The organism is Polynucleobacter sp. AP-Sanab-80-C2 (assembly GCF_035012965.1).
In the GTDB taxonomy this organism is placed as follows: Bacteria; Pseudomonadota; Gammaproteobacteria; order Burkholderiales; family Burkholderiaceae; genus Polynucleobacter.
In genome coordinates this window covers 1-18,383 of sequence record NZ_JAYGQS010000006.1, presented here as the reverse complement: position 1 = coordinate 18,383, position 18,383 = coordinate 1, and the positions used below count along the sequence as shown (strand labels likewise).

General features: G+C 45.7%; 20 protein-coding genes. 6 read left to right on the top strand and 14 right to left on the bottom strand.

Annotation, left to right across the window (positions count from 1 at the left end):
- Positions 1-2: 2 nt before the first annotated feature.
- The 6 genes from VC178_RS09785 to VC178_RS09760 all read right to left on the bottom strand — a co-directional run bounded on the left by VC178_RS09785 (position 3) and on the right by VC178_RS09760 (position 6,423).
- Positions 3-1,187 (bottom strand): 5-(carboxyamino)imidazole ribonucleotide synthase, encoded by a 1,185-nt coding sequence (locus tag VC178_RS09785; RefSeq protein ID WP_215295787.1) that lies wholly within the window; start codon positions 1,185-1,187, stop codon positions 3-5.
- A gap of 4 nt (positions 1,188-1,191) precedes the next feature.
- Positions 1,192-1,686 carry a 5-(carboxyamino)imidazole ribonucleotide mutase gene (gene purE, locus VC178_RS09780; protein ID WP_215318924.1) on the bottom strand — a complete coding sequence of 165 codons (495 nt, stop codon included), beginning with the start codon at positions 1,684-1,686 and terminating at the stop codon, positions 1,192-1,194.
- A 68-nt stretch (positions 1,687-1,754) separates the two neighbouring features.
- Positions 1,755-2,648 (bottom strand): phosphoribosylaminoimidazolesuccinocarboxamide synthase, encoded by an 894-nt coding sequence (locus VC178_RS09775; protein WP_323482404.1) that lies wholly within the window; start codon positions 2,646-2,648, stop codon positions 1,755-1,757.
- A gap of 7 nt (positions 2,649-2,655) precedes the next feature.
- Positions 2,656-3,720, bottom strand: coding sequence for a class II fructose-bisphosphate aldolase (gene fba / locus VC178_RS09770; RefSeq protein ID WP_323482403.1), 1,065 nt, complete (start codon positions 3,718-3,720; stop codon positions 2,656-2,658).
- Positions 3,721-3,772: 52 nt separating this feature from the next.
- Positions 3,773-5,209, bottom strand: a complete 1,437-nt coding sequence (gene pyk / locus VC178_RS09765) for a pyruvate kinase (RefSeq protein ID WP_215295791.1) — start codon at positions 5,207-5,209, stop codon at positions 3,773-3,775.
- Between the two features lie 2 nt (positions 5,210-5,211).
- Positions 5,212-6,423 carry a phosphoglycerate kinase gene (locus VC178_RS09760; RefSeq protein ID WP_323482465.1) on the bottom strand — a complete coding sequence of 404 codons (1,212 nt, stop codon included), beginning with the start codon at positions 6,421-6,423 and terminating at the stop codon, positions 5,212-5,214.
- Between the two features lie 209 nt (positions 6,424-6,632).
- On the opposite strand from VC178_RS09760, the gene VC178_RS09755 reads away from it, so the two are divergent.
- From VC178_RS09755 to VC178_RS09735, 5 genes are read left to right on the top strand one after another with little or no spacing between them, the layout of a single operon-like run.
- Positions 6,633-7,556 carry a branched-chain amino acid transaminase gene (locus tag VC178_RS09755; protein WP_323482402.1) on the top strand — a complete coding sequence of 308 codons (924 nt, stop codon included), beginning with the start codon at positions 6,633-6,635 and terminating at the stop codon, positions 7,554-7,556.
- A gap of 33 nt (positions 7,557-7,589) precedes the next feature.
- The gene (locus VC178_RS09750) at positions 7,590-7,778 is read left to right on the top strand and encodes a zinc-finger domain-containing protein (RefSeq protein WP_215295793.1); all 189 of its coding nucleotides are present in this window, start codon (positions 7,590-7,592) and stop codon (positions 7,776-7,778) included.
- Between the two features lie 51 nt (positions 7,779-7,829).
- A complete protein-coding gene (gene waaF / locus VC178_RS09745) occupies positions 7,830-8,864 on the top strand; it encodes a lipopolysaccharide heptosyltransferase II (protein ID WP_323482401.1) in 1,035 nt (344 codons plus the stop codon).
- A gap of 20 nt (positions 8,865-8,884) precedes the next feature.
- Entirely contained in the window at positions 8,885-9,319 is a 435-nt protein-coding gene (locus VC178_RS09740) for a nuclear transport factor 2 family protein (RefSeq protein ID WP_323482400.1), read from the top strand.
- Between the two features lie 5 nt (positions 9,320-9,324).
- Positions 9,325-9,939, top strand: a complete 615-nt coding sequence (locus VC178_RS09735; RefSeq protein ID WP_323482399.1) for a DUF2946 family protein — start codon at positions 9,325-9,327, stop codon at positions 9,937-9,939.
- A 16-nt stretch (positions 9,940-9,955) separates the two neighbouring features.
- Here the strand turns inward: VC178_RS09735 and VC178_RS09730 are convergent, their stop codons facing one another.
- Entirely contained in the window at positions 9,956-11,659 is a 1,704-nt protein-coding gene (locus tag VC178_RS09730) for a M48 family metalloprotease (RefSeq protein ID WP_323482398.1), read from the bottom strand.
- 23 nt (positions 11,660-11,682) lie between these two features.
- On the opposite strand from VC178_RS09730, the gene moaC reads away from it, so the two are divergent.
- Positions 11,683-12,159, top strand: a complete 477-nt coding sequence (gene moaC, locus VC178_RS09725) for a cyclic pyranopterin monophosphate synthase MoaC (protein WP_323482397.1) — start codon at positions 11,683-11,685, stop codon at positions 12,157-12,159.
- A 65-nt stretch (positions 12,160-12,224) separates the two neighbouring features.
- On the opposite strand, the gene VC178_RS09720 is transcribed toward moaC, so the two are convergent.
- The 7 genes from VC178_RS09720 to VC178_RS09690 form a co-directional block, all read right to left on the bottom strand.
- On the bottom strand, positions 12,225-12,746 hold the full coding sequence (locus VC178_RS09720; protein ID WP_323482396.1) for a pilin: 522 nt from the start codon (positions 12,744-12,746) through the stop codon (positions 12,225-12,227).
- Between the two features lie 121 nt (positions 12,747-12,867).
- Complete coding sequence (locus VC178_RS09715; protein ID WP_215318939.1) at positions 12,868-13,572, bottom strand: TerC family protein; 705 nt, start codon at positions 13,570-13,572, stop codon at positions 12,868-12,870.
- 84 nt (positions 13,573-13,656) lie between these two features.
- Positions 13,657-14,550 (bottom strand): succinate--CoA ligase subunit alpha, encoded by an 894-nt coding sequence (sucD, locus tag VC178_RS09710; protein WP_215295801.1) that lies wholly within the window; start codon positions 14,548-14,550, stop codon positions 13,657-13,659.
- A 15-nt stretch (positions 14,551-14,565) separates the two neighbouring features.
- Entirely contained in the window at positions 14,566-15,735 is a 1,170-nt protein-coding gene (gene sucC, locus VC178_RS09705; RefSeq protein WP_323482395.1) for an ADP-forming succinate--CoA ligase subunit beta, read from the bottom strand.
- Between the two features lie 188 nt (positions 15,736-15,923).
- Positions 15,924-16,442 carry a recombination regulator RecX gene (recX, locus tag VC178_RS09700; RefSeq protein WP_323482394.1) on the bottom strand — a complete coding sequence of 173 codons (519 nt, stop codon included), beginning with the start codon at positions 16,440-16,442 and terminating at the stop codon, positions 15,924-15,926.
- Positions 16,443-16,459: 17 nt separating this feature from the next.
- On the bottom strand, positions 16,460-17,551 hold the full coding sequence (gene recA, locus VC178_RS09695) for a recombinase RecA (RefSeq protein WP_215295804.1): 1,092 nt from the start codon (positions 17,549-17,551) through the stop codon (positions 16,460-16,462).
- Positions 17,552-17,670: 119 nt separating this feature from the next.
- Positions 17,671-18,204 carry a DUF2878 domain-containing protein gene (locus VC178_RS09690; RefSeq protein ID WP_323482393.1) on the bottom strand — a complete coding sequence of 178 codons (534 nt, stop codon included), beginning with the start codon at positions 18,202-18,204 and terminating at the stop codon, positions 17,671-17,673.
- Between the last annotated feature and the right edge of the window lie 179 nt (positions 18,205-18,383).

Sequence of the window (18,383 nt, the reverse complement as noted above, 5' to 3'; positions counted from 1 at the left end):
TTCTAGGGCTCGATACCTAATTCAGTAGCAACAGCTGCACAATTTTGGCGTGCTTCATTTAAAACTTCACCTAAGCAATTAATGTGTCCCATTTTTCTGCCAATACGGGGAGCTGATTTTCCATAGAGGTGCAACTTCACATCGGGATGCGCAAGCACTTTATCCCAGGCAGGTTCTTTTGCCTGATCTTCACTACCCTCGAACCAAAGATCGCCTAGAAGATTTAACATCGAAACTGGCGCCAATTGACGAGTGTCACCCAATGGCAAGCGAGCCATAGCTCTGACTTGCTGCTCAAATTGACTACTCACACAAGCATCCATGGTGTAGTGACCGGAGTTATGGGGGCGTGGTGCGATCTCATTAGCAACGATGTCTCCATTCTTCAGAATGAAAAATTCAATACACAGTACGCCTACATAATCAATCTTCCGAATCAGCGCTTTGGCCGCTTCAATAATTTTCTTTTCTTGAGCAGGCTTTAAGGATGGTGCTGGCACCGTAGAGGTATGCAAAATACCATCGCGATGAATATTTTGAGAGACGGGATAAGCAACTACCGTATCGTCATAGCCCCGCACCACCAAAGCAGAGACCTCAAAATCCAATTCCATACGTTTTTCTAATACGCAAGGCACTTTACCTAGCTCCGCCCAAGCAGCGGGCAAGTCAGCAGCAGCAAGGACGGTGATTTGACCCTTACCGTCATAACCCATGCGAGCTGTTTTCAAAATCCCAGGGAACAGTTCTCCTGGCGTATGCGCAATATCAGCATCGTGCTCAATGACAAAGTTTGGAGCTGGCCCAATATTAGTTTCAGACTTCCAGGTAGCCAAGAAATTTTTTTCAGCAATCCGGTTCTGCGCCAAAGAAACACAGCTACTACGAGGAGCAACAAAAACGCCTAAAGATTCCAACTCATCCAATGCTTGTGCAGGAACATTTTCAAACTCAGTACTCACAGATGAGCAAAGAGATGCCATTTCCTTTAAAGCTGCAGAGTTGGTGTAATCAGCTTGGATAAATTTTTCAGCAATCGAGCCTGCGGGACTATCAGAGCCCGGATCTAGAACGCAAACTTTGTAGCCCATCGCTTGAGCAGCCTGAGTAAACATCCGCCCCAATTGACCGCCACCTAATATTCCTAAATACGAACCCGGCAAAATGGGCTCCATGCGATCTGCCATGTAATTAATATCCCGGCAAGTTCATAGAACGCGCGGTATCTGATTGCTTCACGCGGAACTCTTCAAGACGCTTAGCCAAATCAGCATCATGCAAAGCTAAGCCTGCAATAACATGCAAAGCCGCGTTTGCTGCACCAGCTTCGCCAATCGCAAAGGTTGCTACAGGAACACCCTTTGGCATTTGTACGATCGAATATAAAGAGTCTTCACCACGCAAATATTTACTGGCGACTGGAACACCATAAATCGGAATAATTGTTTTAGAGGCCAGCATACCTGGTAAGTGAGCTGCTCCACCTGCACCAGCAATGATGGCTTGCAAGCCATTAGCTTGGGCGTTTTCAGCATACTGAAACATATCATCGGGCATGCGGTGTGCGGAGAGTACTTTTGCTTCGTGAGCAATACCAAATTGCTCAAGCATCTGAGCGGCGTGCTGCATGGTATCCCAATCTGAATTGGAACCCATCACTATTCCGACTATTGGCTTCTTGCTCATTTACCTCTCCAAATACCCTAACTATCGAGTCAATATCTATTAAGGACTCTATTATCCCTGAGTTAGGCCTACTCAGTTAAGCGACTCAGGGCTTCACGATACTTTTGAGCGGTCTTTTCAATCACTTCAGCAGGCAATTGTGGCGCAGGCGCTGTCTTAGGCCATAGCTGGCCATTTACCTGAGCAGTTTCCAGCCAATCACGTACAAACTGCTTGTCATAAGACGGTGGGTTTGAGCCCACGTAATAGGTCTCAGCTGGCCAAAAACGTGAAGAATCTGCCGTGAGAATCTCATCCATTAAAACCAATTGACCGGCATCATCCAGGCCAAACTCAAACTTCGTATCAGCAATGATGATTCCGCGAGTAGCAGCATATTCAGAAGCTTCTTGATAAAGACGAATGCTGACTTCACGAATTTGATTAGCTAATTTTTCGCCAATCAACTCAATAACCTTTTCAAAGGAAATATTTTCATCATGCTCACCAACTTCAGCTTTAGCGGCAGGAGTGAAAATAGGTTTGGGCAATTTTTGGGCGTTCTCTAATCCAGCGGGCAATGCAATGCCACAAACTTTACCGGTGTCTTTGTAATCCTTCCAACCGCTACCAGCAAGATAGCCTCGTACCACTGCCTCAACCAATATAGGCTTTAAACGCTTCGCAACTACTGCGCGCCCCTTAACTTGCTCCACTTCATCAGCTGCGACGACAGTTACAGGATCGATACCAGTCAAATGGTTTGGGATTACCTTGCTTAACTTATTAAACCAAAAGTTAGCCATTTGATTGAGGACAATACCTTTTTCTGGAATAGGCTCGCCCATCACTACATCAAACGCAGATAAGCGATCCGTTGTAATCATGAGAAGCTTGTCATCGCCCAGTGCATAGACATCACGTACCTTGCCTTTGGACAGCAAAGGCAATGACTTAATCGAAGTTGCGTATAGAGCGGGCATATTTAAATCACTTGACGATCTGAGCTAACTTGCCGCTCTTATACAGCTCAGCCATTTTTTCCAAAGGAATCGGTTTAATTTTAGAAGCTTGGCCAGCAGAACCAAATGCTTGGAAACGCGCAATACAAACTTTCTTAGCTGCTTCACGGGCTGGCTTCAGATAATCACGTGGATCAAATTTGCTTGGGTTCTCAAATAGATAACGACGGATAGCACCCGTCATCGCCAAACGAATATCGGTATCAATGTTGATCTTACGAACACCATTCTTGATGCCCTCTTGAATCTCTTCAACTGGCACACCGTAGGTTTCTTTCATATCACCACCAAACTCACGAATCTCAGCGAGCAACTCTTGTGGCACGCTAGAGGAGCCATGCATTACCAGGTGGGTATTCGGAATACGCGCATGAATTTCTTTAATACGATCAATTGCCAAAATATCGCCCGTAGGTTTTTTGGTGAATTTATAGGCCCCATGACTGGTACCAATCGCAATAGCCAAGGCATCACACTGAGTTGCCTTCACAAAGTCCGCAGCCTGCTCCACATCCGTTAACAATTGCTCGCGAGTCATCTTGCCATCAGCACCATGGCCATCTTCTTTGTCGCCCTGCATAGTTTCTAAAGAACCTAATACGCCAAGCTCAGCTTCAACGGTAACGCCAATAGAGTGAGAGAACTTCACGACTTCTCTAGAAACATTTACGTTGTATTCATAACTTGCAACGGATTTGCCATCAGCCTCTAGGGAGCCATCCATCATAACGCTCGTAAACCCACTCTTGATAGCAGCCATACAGACTGCTGGGCTTTGACCATGGTCTTGATGCATCACTACTGGGATGTGGGGGTAAGCCTCAACCGCTGCAGATATCAGATGACGCAAGAAGGCTTCACCAGCATATTTACGAGCGCCAGCGGATGCTTGCATGATCACTGGAGAATCAGCCTCATTTGCAGCTTCCATAATCGCAGTCACTTGCTCTAAGTTATTGACGTTGAAAGCTGGTAAGCCATAGCCATTTTCGGCAGCATGATCCAAGAGTTGTCGTAAAGATACTAAAGCCATGATGTTCTCTTAATGTGTATTGAGTAAATAGTTAAATTTGATGAGTGGTGAATTACTTCACATGAATGATCTTGAGAGTATTGGTACCACCGGGCTCACCCATTGGCTCACCAGAAGTTAATACCACCGTATCGCCTTTTTTGACTGCCCCTAATTTCTTTAAGCATGCCTCTACTTCTTGCAAGGCAGTGTCACGATCCTTGGTGTAATCCAAGCCAATTGGCGTGACATTACGGTAAGTACTTAAGGCACGTTGAGTGGCAATCTTAGAGGTCAATGCAAAGATGGGCACATGAATATTGTGACGACTCATCCAAATTGCCGTTGAACCTGAATCAGTCAAAGCAGCAATCGCGTTTGCATTGAGGTGATGAGCGGTAAATAAAGCGCCTAAGGCAATCGTTTGATCAATCCGCGTAAAGGTTTGATCCAAGAAATCGGTATCTATTTTCACGCGATCTGACTTCTCTGCCTCCACACAGATCTCTGCCATCGCTTTGATGGTTTGAACTGGATACATGCCAGCGGCAGATTCAGCGGAAAGCATAACGGCATCAGTACCATCTAGCACTGCGTTTGCCACGTCGCTGACTTCTGCACGCGTTGGCACTGGAGCATTAATCATGGACTCCATCATTTGGGTGGCAGTGATTGTGAATTTATCGGCTTCAAGAGCCCATGCAATCATGCGTTTTTGCAAAGCTGGTACTGCGGCATTGCCAACTTCAATCGCTAGGTCACCACGGGCAACCATGATGCCATCGCTTTCAGCAATAATGCTTTTTAATGCTTCAGGCTCAATCGCTTCTGCACGCTCTACTTTAGCAATTGTTCTTACCTTACCAACGCCATACTTAGCGCTAGCAGCATCTGCTAACTTGCGCGCGTAAGCCATATCAGCACCATCTTTAGGGAAGCTGATCGCTAAAAAATCAACGCCCATTGCAATGGCTGCATCCAAGTCAGCAATATCTTTTTCAGTCAAAGCGGGTGCGGTTAAGCCACCGCCAGCACGGTTAATGCCTTTATTATTTGAGAGCGGGCCACCTTGCTCCACGAGCGTGAAAATTTCTCCGCCCTTAACGCTTTCAACACGGAGCACAACTAGACCGTCATTTAATAAAAGGCGATCGCCCGACTTCACATCGCTAGGCAGTTCTTTATAGTCGAGGCCAACACGTTCTTGATTGCCAAGCTCACAAGCCACATCGAGAATAAATTTCTCACCCTCTTTCAGCAAAATTTTACTGTCCACAAATTTGCCAACACGAATCTTTGGTCCTTGCAGATCGGCCATGATACCAACTTCTCTGCCGACCTCAGCAGAAATGCTGCGGACTAAATCGTGACGTGCCTTGTGATCTGCCACGGTGCCATGTGAAAAATTCATGCGGACCACATCAACACCCGCACGAATCATGTCGCGTAAAACTTCAGGCTTTTCTGATGCTGGCCCTAAGGTTGCAATAATTTTGGTCGCTCTAAGCATAATTAGTCTTTCGCCCTTTCGGCAAGCACTGCAAAGGCTGGGAGGGTTTTGCCTTCGAGAAATTCCAAGAAAGCGCCCCCGCCAGTTGAGATGTAATCCACTTGATTTTCAATACCATACTTGGCAATCGCTGCCAAAGTATCGCCACCACCTGCAATCGAGAATGCAGGTGAATGAGCAATTGCTGCAGCCAACATTTTCGTACCACCACCAAACTGATCAATCTCAAATACACCGAGAGGACCATTCCAAACGATCGTGCCAGCATGCGCAAGCATGATCGATAAACGTGCCGCCGTTTTAGGGCCAATATCCAAAATCATGTCATCTTCTGCAACTTGATCTGCAGGTACACGGTTTGCGCGAGCTAGTGGCGAGAGTTCATTCGCGACCACGACATCTTCCGGAATGGGCACATGTGCGCCACGCTTTTCCATGAGATCCATGATTTCTCGAGCCTCATTAACCAAGTCTGGCTCAGCAAGAGACTTCCCAATTGACAAGCCCTTCGCCAACATAAATGTATTCGCAATACCACCACCAACAATCAACTCATCTACTTTTTCAGAGAGTGCTTTAAGAATGGTCAACTTAGAAGATACTTTAGAGCCTGCCACAATCGCTATGAGCGGGCGCTTCGGACTTGCTAACGCACGACTCAAAGCATCTAACTCAGCCGCCATTAGTGGCCCAGCACAAGCAATCGGTGCAAACTTCGCCACCCCATTCGTGGTTGCTTCAGCACGATGTGCTGTGCCAAAGGCATCATTTACATATACATCACACAGAGCAGCAATTTTTTTTGCTAACTCATCATTATTCTTTTTTTCGCCAACATTTAAACGGCAATTTTCGAGGAGAACTATTTCACCTGGATTGACTTCAAAGCCGCCGTCTACCCAATTACTAATTAGAGGTACTTTACGATTGAGTAAAGTGGCAATGCGATCCGCTACCGGAGCCAAACTATCTTCAGGCTTAAATTCACCTTCAGTGGGTCGACCTAAATGTGAAGTGACCATCACCGCTGCGCCAGCATCCAAACACATTTGTACCGCTGGCATGGATGCCCGAATACGAGTGTCTTCGGTAATATTTCCAGCCTCGTCTTGCGGCACATTGAGGTCAGCGCGAATGAAGACCCGTTTTCCCTTTAATTGGCCTGATTGGGCTAATTCGCTTAAACGCTTAACTTTAAATAAGGATTCCGGCATGAAGATGGCTAAATATGGTGATTTATGGGAAAACTCCATTCTAAATCCTCTAGCCCTGCCACACCGAAGGACCCAAGCATCCGACTGGGCAGCCTGCTCTACAATAGAGGTTTGGACGCACTTTGAGTCAAAAGGCCTAAAACCCCCTGACCTGGCATCCCGATTAATCCGCTATTACATATAGCCTATAGACATAAAAGGTAGAGAAAATGTCGATGTCCGACCGCGATGGCTTTATTTGGTCCGATGGGAAGCTAATTCCTTGGCGTGAGGCCAATATTCACGTTCTAACCCATAGCCTACATTACGGCATGGGCGTATTTGAAGGTATTCGTGCCTATAAAACCCCCCAAGGTACCGCGATTTTCCGCCTCCCAGAGCACGTTAAACGTCTCTTTAATGGCACCAAGATCTTCCAAATGAACATGCCTTATAGCCAGGAAGAGATCACTAAAGGCATTATTGACGTAGTGAACAGCAATAAGCTGGAATCCTGCTATATCCGCCCCATCATCTTTATTGGCTCCCAAAAACTGGGCATCTCCCCTAAAGGCAATAGTATTCATACTGCCATCGCCGCATGGGAATGGGGTGCTTATTTAGGTGAAGATGGCCTCAATAAAGGCATTCGCGTTAAAACCTCTTCCTTTACCCGCCACTTCGTGAATTCTTCACTCGTGCGCGCCAAAGCATCTGGCTATTACATCAACTCCATTCTGGCTAATCAAGAAGTCACCGCCAATGGATACGACGAAGCGTTATTGCTTGATACCGAGGGTTATGTTTCTGAAGGCTCCGGCGAGAATATTTTTATGATCAGTAATGGCATTATTTACACGCCTGACTTAGCCTCCTGTCTTGACGGCATCACCCGTGGCTCGATCATTCAGATTGTGAAAGACATGGGACTTGAGTTGCGTGAAAAACGTATCACTCGCGATGAGATCTACTCTGCTGATGAAGCCTTCTTTACTGGCACCGCCGCAGAAGTGACGCCAATTCGTGAACTTGATGACCGGACGATTGGTGACGGTAAGCGCGGCCCTATCACTGAAAAAATTCAGAAGATCTATTTCGATGCGGTCTATGGCAGAAGCGACAAGTACAAATCCTGGCTCACTTACGTTAAATAAGTTAAATCAAATTTAGCTAAAAGGAAGCAGAACATGACTCAAGCTCAAGCAATGATGGTAGATGGTAAAGATCTACCATTGCATTGCCCTACCAATAAAACGCCGGCATGGAATTCTCATCCACGGGTATTTTTGGATATCACCAAAACCGGGGAAGCAAAGTGTCCGTATTGCGGCGCTGAGTACAAACTCATTCCTGGCACAGAGCCACACGGACACTAAGCCTTATCAGCACCTCCGGCTAACTCGGGGTGCTGAGTCGGGATACATCACATGCAAGGTATTCTGATCATCGCCCCTAACTGGATTGGGGATGCTGTCATGACACAGCCTTTATTGACAAGGCTCAAGGCGCAATATCCAGAATCAAAAATAGATGTACTTGCGAGCACCTGGGTTGCGCCTATTTATCGTGCCTGTCATGAAGTGAGCGAAGTCATTGAAGCAAAATTTGAGCATCAGCAATTACAGTGGAGATTGCGCAAGCAGTTAGCAAGAGATCTTCAATCCAAAAACTATCAAGCCTGCTTTGTTTTGCCGAATAGCTTTAAATCCGCACTCATTCCCTGGTTGGCGAACATTCCATTCCGCATTGGGTATCGCGGTGAACTTCGTTATGGCTTAATTAATTTATCACTGGATAACCCAAGCAAAGTCAATCGCCCGCCGATGGTAGAGCACTACCTCGCCCTTAGTCAGCTCTTACGAGATAAAGAAGAAAATTCATCATCCGCAGTAAGACCAACACTTAATGTTTCATCTCTTGCAAAGCGGTCCGTAGAGCAAAAATTGGCAGGGGCCAACATCAACCCCAAGTCTCTTTTTGTATTCTGCCCAGGCGCTGAATATGGTCCCACAAAGCGCTGGCCCACCAAGCATTTCGCCCAGCTTGCAAAAAATATTCTTGAAGGGGATGCAAACGCCCAAATCATTCTTTTGGGTGGTAAAGGTGATCAAGAAATTGCACAAAATATTCAAGCAGAAACCGGCCTTCACTCGAACATACATAACTGGTGTGGCAGTACTTCTTTGGATGAAGCGATTGCTCTGATTGGCATAGCTAAGGCCGTAGTGAGCAATGACTCTGGATTAATGCATATTGCAGCAGCACTGAAAACTCCTCAGGTAGCCATTTTTGGGTCTAGCGATCCTGCTCACACCCCACCCTTGTCTGATAAGTCTAAAGTGCTTTGGCTTAATCTTCCCTGTAGCCCTTGTCACCAAAAGATCTGTCCATTAGGTCACTTACGGTGCCTCAATGACATCCTCCCGCAGCAAGTTTTGGCTACACTGAATACCTTGCAATAAATTCCCAGGAAGTATGAACCATGACCAAACTAGCCAGACTCTTTCACAATGCAGATGAGGTGGTTGAGGCTTGGCGTGATGCTCTGCGTCATCGAGACGTTAAAGGTGCGTTAGACATTTGGTTAGATGATGACTCCATCACTTGCGTACTTCCTGAGGGACATCGTCTCAGTGGTCACGCAGAAATTCGTGAAGGTTTAGAAAGACTGTTATCTAAACAAGCCTTTTTTTTAGAGCCGATTGCTTGCATTAGCCACTCTATTCTTGGAGCGGCGGTGTATGACACTACAGAAGCCGTTCACCTAAGAGCAGATCAAGTCGAGGCTGAATTTTTTCTCAACATCACTTTAGTACTGTTACAAGATAGTCAAGGTTGGCGTATTGCTCACCTGCATGCTAGTCGTTCAACGGATGATACGTTTGATGCACCCTCTACTCCACACGGCTTGCATTAATTAATATGGACGAGCAAGTACTGCGCTCGCTCATTAAATGGCCCAATGTGCCAGATTGTTTTGGCTGGTTAGCCTTAGATCGCCGTGGTCAATGGCGGATGGTTGACGAATTTGCACAACAAAATAAATTACCAGGTCAGGTCATTCAGCATATTGCTTTAAATGAATTCATCACCCGCAATTACGCGAGCGACCAATTAGGAAGATTCTTTTTCCAGAATGGTCCGCAACGGGTTTTCATTAGTCTAGCGGCAACGCCTTGGATTGTCCGGATCATCCCTAGCGAACAAGGCCAGCAACTCATGACCCAATGTCAAACGCAAATGAAACCAAGCGCTGCGCTTAGTGATGAGAATGGCAGTATCTATATTCTTGGATCGATTAAGCAAGCAATTTATCAAGACCTTAAGACCCAACAGTTTGAAGTCGAAGAACACGATAGCATCGGTCTCTTACATGATCACGATTTAGATCAATTTTCCGAGCTAGCCCAGCTTCGCGAAGAGGCCTGTAGTTTCGGTGGGTCTTGGAATTGGCATGGCGAACAATTACCTCTAGACCCAATACATTCTGAAGAGCTAGCTAAGCGATTTGGTTTCGTGAAACAACCAAAGCCTTAACTCCAAAAACCTAAACCTACCCAGGAAGTTGTTTACCCTGCTCTTTGAGCTCATCTTGGTATTGCCTTTGCATTTCACGAAGACGCGCATCAATGCTCGAACCTTGGTAAAAATCTGAGCTACCGGCACTGCGAGCAATTTTGAGTTGCTCAATTGCAGATGGCCAAGCACCCTCAAGCGCATATTTCTCACCCAAAGCATAGTGACGCATAGGCACATTATTTGCCTGATCATACGCATTTGATAGCATGCTCCACCAAACAATTTCATTTGGCTGGGATCTGGTGCGAGACTTTAGCCAAGCAATTGCATCATTAGTGCGACCCGTCTTGAGCTCGGCATTCACCATAGCTGCTCCAGCAGCGTAAGACTGAGGATAAGCACGCAATACAGCCTGTGCAATCTGTAAAGCTTCTTCTTTTTTACCCTTAGCCAAAGCAAGCTCTGAGGCGGTAATCTCAAGAGATAGACTTTGACGCTGAATCGGCGAGCCCGGTGCACTAGCCTTTTGCGCTAAATTTCGAGCCTGTTGTAAATCGACTTCTGCCTGATCCCATTTACCCTGACGCTGAGCGATGAGTGAAAGCCCATAAAAGCCTTCGATCTGTTTACCAATTGGTTGCTGCTTACTGAGACTATCAAAAGTATTTTTTAAGTCGTAGAGCCCACTCGAGCTACCAGCCTGCTCCATTCGAGCGCGCGCCTTAATAAAATAAAACTCAACAGCAGTTGGTACATTGCGAGAAGGAACAGTACGTGCGCGATCCTGCATATCAGCAATACGATCAGTAGTTAATGGGTGGGTGCGCACATATGCTGGTACGCCCTTATCCATAATGCCAGTCGCTTTTTGCAAGCGCTGAAAAAAACCAGGGGCACCATTCACATCATATCCACTAGCATCTAAGATCTGAAAGCCAATACGATCCGCCTCACGCTCTGCATCCCTTGAATAAGACAGTTGATTATTGATTGCTGCGGCTTGACCACCCTGCATTAAGCCAGCGGCGGCCTGAGGATTACGCGACATCGCCAATGCTCCTAATACCATGCCAGCAATCGCAATCATGGTGTTTGTTGTCTGTTTATCCATTTGTCTGGCTAGGTGGCGCTGCAAGACGTGACCTGTTTCATGACCCATGACTGAAGCAACTTCAGAGTCCGACTCTGCACTGACTATCAAACCAGTATGAAAACCAATAAAGCCGCCCGGTAAGGCAAATGCATTAATGCTGCTATCTTTGACCGCAAATACTTCAAAGTTATAGGCACCGCTACCTTGTTCGTTGGCACCGCCAAGTTGTAATTTTTTAGCCGCTTGTAATAAGCGACGCTCCATTTGATTGAGATAGTCATATATAGGTAAATCATTTGAATAATCTGCGTCAGGCCTAATTTGGCGCATGATCAACTCACCATATCTTCGCTCATCCACCCGACTTAAAGCATCACCGCCTGGATCACCCATGTCGGGCAAAATAATCGTTGGCTGACCTTGAAGAGTACTGCGTGTTGGAGCATTAGCAGGACGGGCATCTGGAGACTGCATCGCCCGACCAATATTTTGGATGGCGGCAGAATTTCCCTCTACAGAAACATCCCCAGTAGCAGGTGCGGCATACAGAGGAGTAGTCCCAGTACAAGCTAGCCCCAGAACGAGGTGCATCGCTAAAAGACGCTGCCAAACCGAAATATTTTTAACCGACTTTATATCTTGCATCCCTATATGGTAAAACTTATCCCATGAACAAACTAACTCATTTTGATGCCAGTGGCCAAGCCCACATGGTTAATGTTGGCAATAAGCCCAATACTCACCGCATAGCAATTGCTACCGGGACTATTACGATGCTTCCGGAGACCTTTAAAATGGTTGGGGCTGGCACCCATAAAAAGGGTGATGTTTTAGGAATTGCTCGTATTGCAGGTATTCAGGCATCCAAAAGAACTTCGGATCTAATTCCCCTGTGTCATCCACTGGCACTCACTCACGTTAGCCTCGAATTTCAACTGGATCAAAAAACGAGCAGCATCACCTGCCAAGTAAGAGCAGAAACTACGGGGCCAACAGGCGTAGAAATGGAAGCCCTCACCGCAGTCCAAGTGGCCCTTCTCACAATTTATGATATGTGCAAAGCAGTAGACCGGGGCATGGTGATGAGTGATGTCAAGCTGTTGGAAAAAAGTGGCGGTAAATCTGGGGAATGGAAGGCTGAGTAATAACAGCTCATTAAAAAGCCACCCGAAGGTGGCTTACCCATCAATAGTTACAAAAGAAGAAATCTTTATTTACTAATTCTGCACTCAGAAGGCAGTAACTGAGAAATCAGATTGGTCTCAGTCGATCTGCATGACCAACCTCCAGCCCAAGTTGAGCCCTCAGGTTTTGACAAATCAATTGGCTTAGGCGAGTTTGCATCTGGCTCATTGGTGGGAACAAGGTGCAATGTATTTTTACCTTCAGGCGCCACACTAATTTGGTAATCAATCGCAATTGCCCCTGATGGGGTAACTTCAATCAATTTAACGCTTCGTGTTGGCGTAAAGGTGAAAGACCCACTTGTAGCTTCATCCATAGGCACAGTTCCACGACTAGCAAATGCTTCTGTGACGGCAAGCTTTGCGCTGGAGGAAAGATTCATGCCTTCAATAACTCGGCTACGAGCAATGTAGTCCTGATACTGAGGCACTGCCACTGCAACCAAAATTCCAATGATCGCCACTACCACCATGACTTCTATCAGCGTAAAGCCAGACTCTTGATGAGTCTCTTGTTGTCCCTGCTTGTCCTGATTTTTACTTTGCATATCTTCTAGCTCCTGAGGTGAAATACCTCATCATCCAGTCTATACCTCTTGAACTCAATGAGGCTAAGAAGTAAAAAAGCCGGCTTTCAAGGCCGGCTTTTCTGATTACCTGGAAAGAAATTTACGCTTCTTTGTGAGCATTCTTTTTCTTTAAATAGGTTCCAACCAAAATAACAATTGCGACACCAATCACCTCAAAGGCGAGCTTTGCATCACCTAATGCCTCTTGGATACTATCTTTAATAGCTGGATCATCAACCAACATACCACCAGCTAGAAGGCCTAATAAACCAGCACCCAAAGTAATAATGATTGGGAAACGCTCCATCACCTTTAACAACATGGCGCTGCCAAAAATGATTAATGGGATAGACATTCCAAGTCCAATAATCAGAAGCAATAAACGAGTTTCTTCTGGACCCTTTTGTGCGGCCGCGGCTACAGCTAAAACGTTATCCAAACTCATGACTAAGTCTGCAATCAAGATTGTACGTATGGCCGCCCAAATACTTGTCTTAGCCTCCATATGCTCTTCCCCGCCGCTATCAGACAATAACTGAATACCGATATACAACAGCAATAAACCGCCGACGATTTTTAGATAAGGCAAGGTTAGCAAGGCTACTGCAGTAATGGTTAGTACTACACGCAAAATAATTGCTGCTGCGCTACCCCAAAAAATGGCTTTCTTTTGCTGGGCTGGCGGTAGGTTACGTGATGCTAAAGCAATCACTACTGCGTTATCACCCGATAACAAAATATTCGCAACAATGATTGATAAGAGTGCCGCCCAAAAAGTAGCGTCAGAAAATGCCGAAAAATCCATGATGTCTCCTACGTTTTTATGTTTTAACTACTGATTACTACGAAAAAGGATACTGAATATTCAGCATCCTTTTTTGACTGCTCATTACAACATAGCTTTTAACAATGCAGCCATTTCCGATGGGTTCTTTGTCACCTTGAAACCACACTCTTCCATCACAGCAAGCTTAGCGTCAGCTGTATCTGCGCCCCCAGAAATCAACGCGCCTGCATGACCCATCCGCTTACCCGGAGGGGCAGTAACGCCTGCAATAAAGCCAACTATTGGCTTCTTCATATTATCTTTACACCAGCGAGCTGCCTCAGCCTCATCAGGCCCACCGATTTCACCAATCATGATGACAGCGTCTGTTTCTGGATCTTCATTAAACATGCGCATCACATCGATGTGCTTCAAACCATTAATCGGGTCGCCACCAATACCTACTGCAGTAGATTGACCTAAGCCAATTGCGGTCAATTGACCAACCGCTTCGTATGTCAAAGTACCAGAGCGACTCACAACACCAATACGACCTTTCTTGTGAATATGGCCAGGCATGATACCGATCTTGATTTCATCAGGAGTAATAATTCCTGGGCAGTTAGGGCCAAGTAACAAAGTTTTCTTGCCGCCCTTAGCTTCTTTAGCTTTCATCTTGTTACGCACTTCCAGCATGTCGCGTACTGGAATACCTTCTGTAATACAGATCACGAAATCAAGGTCAGCTTCAACTGCTTCCCAGATTGCAGCGGCTGCGCCTGGAGGTGGAACATAAATGACAGAAGTAGTTGCACCAGTTTGGGCGGCAGCCTCTTTAACAGTCGCATAAATTGGAATATTAAAAATAGACTCGCCAGCCTTTTTAGGATTTACGCCAGCAACGAAACAGTTTTTACCGTTTGCGTATTCCTGACATTTTTCAGTATGGAACTGACCGGTCTTACCAGTAATACCCTGTGTAATGACTTTGGTGTTTTTATTGATCAAAATAGACATATTGAAATTCCTGAATTATTTGTTTTTGGCAACAGCGGCAACTACCTTAGTAGCGGCTTCAGCCATTGAGTCGGCGCTAATGATTGGCAAACCAGAGTCCACAAGAATTTTCTTGCCTAACTCTTCATTAGTGCCCTTCATGCGCACTACCAAAGGAACTGTGAGGTTTACTGCCTTACAAGCAGTAACAACACCGTCAGCGATCACATCGCAACGCATAATCCCGCCGAAGATGTTGACCAAAATGGCTTCAACACTCTTATTCTTGAGCATGATCTTGAATGCTTCGGTCACTTTTTCTGCAGTAGCACCCCCGCCAACGTCTAAGAAGTTTGCAGGCTCGCCACCGAATAACTTAATCGTATCCATGGTTGCCATTGCTAAACCAGCGCCGTTTACGAGACAGCCAATATTGCCATCTAAGGAGATGTAAGCCAGATCAAATTTAGAAGCTTCAATCTCAGCAGCATCTTCTTCATCGATATCGCGGTAAGCAACGATTTCTGGATGACGGAATAATGCGTTTGGATCAAAGTTGAACTTAGCGTCCAAAGCCTTGATCTTGCCATTACCTTCAAGAATCAATGGGTTAATTTCAACCAATGAAGCATCGGTATCCCAATAGGTTTTGTACAAGTTTTTGAATACATCACGAGCCATCGGAATAGAGGCTTCAGGAACACCGATACCTTTTGCGACGATATCGCAGTCAGAATCTGTCATTCCAATCAATGGATCAACAAATACTTTGATAATTTTTTCTGGATGAGATGCAGCGACTTCCTCAATATCCATGCCGCCTTCGCTAGAAGCCATGATCACATTTTTTTGTGTCGCGCGGTCTGTAACGATACTGAAGTAATACTCTTTTTTGATATCTGCACCGTCTTCAATTAGAAGACGATTGACTTTTTGACCTTCTGGGCCGGTCTGGTGAGTCTTGAGTTGCATACCCAAAATTTCGGATGCGTACTTCTTTACGTCATCCATACTTCTCGCCAACTTCACACCACCGCCTTTGCCACGACCACCAGCATGAATTTGAGCCTTCACAACCCATACTGGACCGCCGAGCTTTTCAGCAGCCTTCATAGCTTCATCTACACTAAATGCAGGAATGCCATTTGGAACAGGCACATTAAATTGGCGCAGAAGTTCTTTGCCCTGGTACTCGTGAATTTTCATAATTACTCCGAAACGGTATCTTTTGTAGCAAGCGATGAGGATTAGTAAAACCGATATTGCCTTGATCCCATACTTACTCGAGAAATAGCTAAATTAGCCAAATTTGAATAAATGCGAACGGCTTGACCGACTTCATAAGTCTATCATGTTGCAATGCCGCAAATGGCAATTTTTGATCCGTAATTGCCCTAATCAGGGCTTTGGCCGCCAATTATTCTAGCCACCACATCTGAACTAAAACCCTTAGACGCTAAAAACCGATATTGCCTTGCGCGTTCTTTTTGATCTTGGGCTTTTTCCCCGTATTTTCTTGCCCAAAGATCATATGCCCGCTGAAATTCAGTTTCCTTTAAAACTCCAAGGAGCTTGGCTGATTGCTCCGAACCCACCCCCGCCCTCTCTAGCTCATCAGCAATTTTTCGAGTCCCATATCGCTCACTACGCCTTCGCACCAAGGCTTCCGCAAATCGCTCGTCGGATAACCAACCACGAGTCTCAAAATCATCCAAAACAGCCTCAATACTAAGAGTGGTAGCTTGCGAGGTTTGCTTCAGTTGCTCAGCGCCCAACCTTGCCCATCTAGCCTCTGATTCGGCCAACTTGGCGGCTAAAGTTTTGCGACTATATTCTCGGAGCGATAAAAGACGCAAAGCCCGAGCTTTGAGACTCGGGCTTTGTTTAGGTTTTTTGCTGCCTAACTCTGACATTGAATTATTCAACGCGGTTATTCGACTTCCTCTTCCTCGCTGAGGACATCGGTCACAACTGCAGAACCAGATTTGACGCCTAGTTTCTCGCGAATTTTTGCTTCGATATCTTTAGCAATCGCTGGATTCTCTTTCAAGAAATCGCGCACATTGTCTTTACCCTGACCAATACGATCGCCGTTATAGCTATACCAAGAGCCAGACTTTTCAACGATATCGGCTTCAACACCCATATCAATGATTTCACCTTCTCTTGAAATACCGGCACCGTACATGATGTCAAAAATGGCCTCGCGGAATGGAGGAGAAACTTTGTTCTTCACAACCTTCACACGGGTTTCATTACCAACGACTTCGTCACCCTTCTTAATGCTACCAATACGGCGAATATCTAAGCGCATAGAAGCGTAGAACTTCAGTGCATTACCACCAGTAGTAGTCTCTGGCGAACCAAACATCACACCAATCTTCATGCGAATTTGATTAATAAAGATCACGGTGGTGTTAGTACGCTTGATAGCGCCAGTCAATTTACGTAATGCTTGACTCATCAAGCGAGCTTGCAAGCCGGGCAATGAGTCGCCCATATCGCCTTCAATCTCAGCCTTAGGAACCAAAGCTGCAACGGAGTCAATGACGATCAAATCGATTGAGCCGGAGCGCACTAGAGCATCTGCGATTTCTAAAGCTTGCTCACCAGTATCTGGTTGAGAAATCAATAAATTATTCACATCCACACCTAAGCGGGATGCGTACTGAACATCTAAAGCATGTTCAGCGTCGATAAATGCGCAAGTACCACCAAGCTTTTGCATTTCTGCAATCGCATGCAAAGTTAAGGTTGTTTTACCGGATGATTCTGGACCGTAGATTTCAATCACACGACCACGTGCTAGACCGCCAACTCCCAAGGCAATATCCAAGCCAAGTGAGCCACTCGATACCACTTGAATATCTTGGCTAATTTCAGCATCGCCCAATCTCATGATCGAGCCTTTGCCAAATTGTTTCTCAATTTGCGCTAAGGCTGCTGTTAACGCCTTTTGTTTATCTCCACTCATCCCCTCAAATTCTGAGGAAGCTGATTTTCTTTTGTCATCCAAGGCCATTTTTTATTCCTTTTTCACTGTGTATTGGGCTTTTTCCCGAAGTTTCATCTACTGTTTAACAACTTAGGATTTACTGTATATAAAAACAGTATTATTTGCAAGCGACTTTTCAAGGGAATTTACAGATTTTTTACTAGTCCCTGCTCGATTGGGGTGCGGCCCCAATAGAAAAAGAGAGGCATTGCAATCGCCCATACGACGCCAACTAGGATAAAACCCGTGATTTGACCTCCGGGACCCCATCCTCCAGCCCCTAATCGAATGCCAGCCTCATAGGAAAGGGGGCCAGAAATAGCGCCCAATACGGCTGCCCAGATGGGTCTACCTCGCAACCAAGATAAGGAACCGTTTACGGTAGTGGCCACTAACACCCAAAGAGTCCACATCCATAAAGGGGATAGAAAGGGAGAAGGCCAATCATCTCGGAAATCCAAGTAGCCTAAATACATGATGAGGGAGTCAGTACAAATTCCAAAGAAGAGGGCTTTTAATAGGAGGCTCAATTCGGCTCTAGGGGATGGAGAGCGCCATGCATGAAACGCTATATAGGCTAAAGTACCAATTACCGGCCATAGCACCTGCTGATTAGCTGCACCCAATACACAAGCAAACCAACCAGCTTGAAAAAAGACAAAGTTCCAAAATTTAGCCATATATGAATTCTAGCCAGCCTAAGAAAAAAGCCACTGCCGGTGGGCAATGGCCTGTGTACGACTCGACACATAGTTAACACTTTATACCGGACACATACTTTACAGTTTTTGGCATAGGAGGGACCACTCTATGCCGTGGAATGAAAGTACGAAGATGGATGAAAAGCTCAAATTTGTGT

Bases quoted from the DNA above. Each gene is read 5' to 3' on its own strand.
- VC178_RS09785 (WP_215295787.1), bottom strand. From the start codon at position 1,187: ATGGCAGATCGCATGGAGCCCATTTTGCCGGGTTCGTATTTAGGAATA.
- purE (WP_215318924.1), bottom strand. From the start codon at position 1,686: ATGAGCAAGAAGCCAATAGTCGGAATAGTGATGGGTTCCAATTCAGAT.
- VC178_RS09775 (WP_323482404.1), bottom strand. From the start codon at position 2,648: ATGCCCGCTCTATACGCAACTTCGATTAAGTCATTGCCTTTGCTGTCC.
- fba (WP_323482403.1), bottom strand. From the start codon at position 3,720: ATGGCTTTAGTATCTTTACGACAACTCTTGGATCATGCTGCCGAAAAT.
- pyk (WP_215295791.1), bottom strand. From the start codon at position 5,209: ATGCTTAGAGCGACCAAAATTATTGCAACCTTAGGGCCAGCATCAGAA.
- VC178_RS09760 (WP_323482465.1), bottom strand. From the start codon at position 6,423: ATGCCGGAATCCTTATTTAAAGTTAAGCGTTTAAGCGAATTAGCCCAA.
- VC178_RS09755 (WP_323482402.1), top strand. From the start codon at position 6,633: ATGTCGATGTCCGACCGCGATGGCTTTATTTGGTCCGATGGGAAGCTA.
- VC178_RS09750 (WP_215295793.1), top strand. From the start codon at position 7,590: ATGACTCAAGCTCAAGCAATGATGGTAGATGGTAAAGATCTACCATTG.
- waaF (WP_323482401.1), top strand. From the start codon at position 7,830: ATGCAAGGTATTCTGATCATCGCCCCTAACTGGATTGGGGATGCTGTC.
- VC178_RS09740 (WP_323482400.1), top strand. From the start codon at position 8,885: ATGACCAAACTAGCCAGACTCTTTCACAATGCAGATGAGGTGGTTGAG.
- VC178_RS09735 (WP_323482399.1), top strand. From the start codon at position 9,325: ATGGACGAGCAAGTACTGCGCTCGCTCATTAAATGGCCCAATGTGCCA.
- VC178_RS09730 (WP_323482398.1), bottom strand. From the start codon at position 11,659: ATGCAAGATATAAAGTCGGTTAAAAATATTTCGGTTTGGCAGCGTCTT.
- moaC (WP_323482397.1), top strand. From the start codon at position 11,683: ATGAACAAACTAACTCATTTTGATGCCAGTGGCCAAGCCCACATGGTT.
- VC178_RS09720 (WP_323482396.1), bottom strand. From the start codon at position 12,746: ATGCAAAGTAAAAATCAGGACAAGCAGGGACAACAAGAGACTCATCAA.
- VC178_RS09715 (WP_215318939.1), bottom strand. From the start codon at position 13,572: ATGGATTTTTCGGCATTTTCTGACGCTACTTTTTGGGCGGCACTCTTA.
- sucD (WP_215295801.1), bottom strand. From the start codon at position 14,550: ATGTCTATTTTGATCAATAAAAACACCAAAGTCATTACACAGGGTATT.
- sucC (WP_323482395.1), bottom strand. From the start codon at position 15,735: ATGAAAATTCACGAGTACCAGGGCAAAGAACTTCTGCGCCAATTTAAT.
- recX (WP_323482394.1), bottom strand. From the start codon at position 16,442: ATGTCAGAGTTAGGCAGCAAAAAACCTAAACAAAGCCCGAGTCTCAAA.
- recA (WP_215295804.1), bottom strand. From the start codon at position 17,551: ATGGCCTTGGATGACAAAAGAAAATCAGCTTCCTCAGAATTTGAGGGG.
- VC178_RS09690 (WP_323482393.1), bottom strand. From the start codon at position 18,204: ATGGCTAAATTTTGGAACTTTGTCTTTTTTCAAGCTGGTTGGTTTGCT.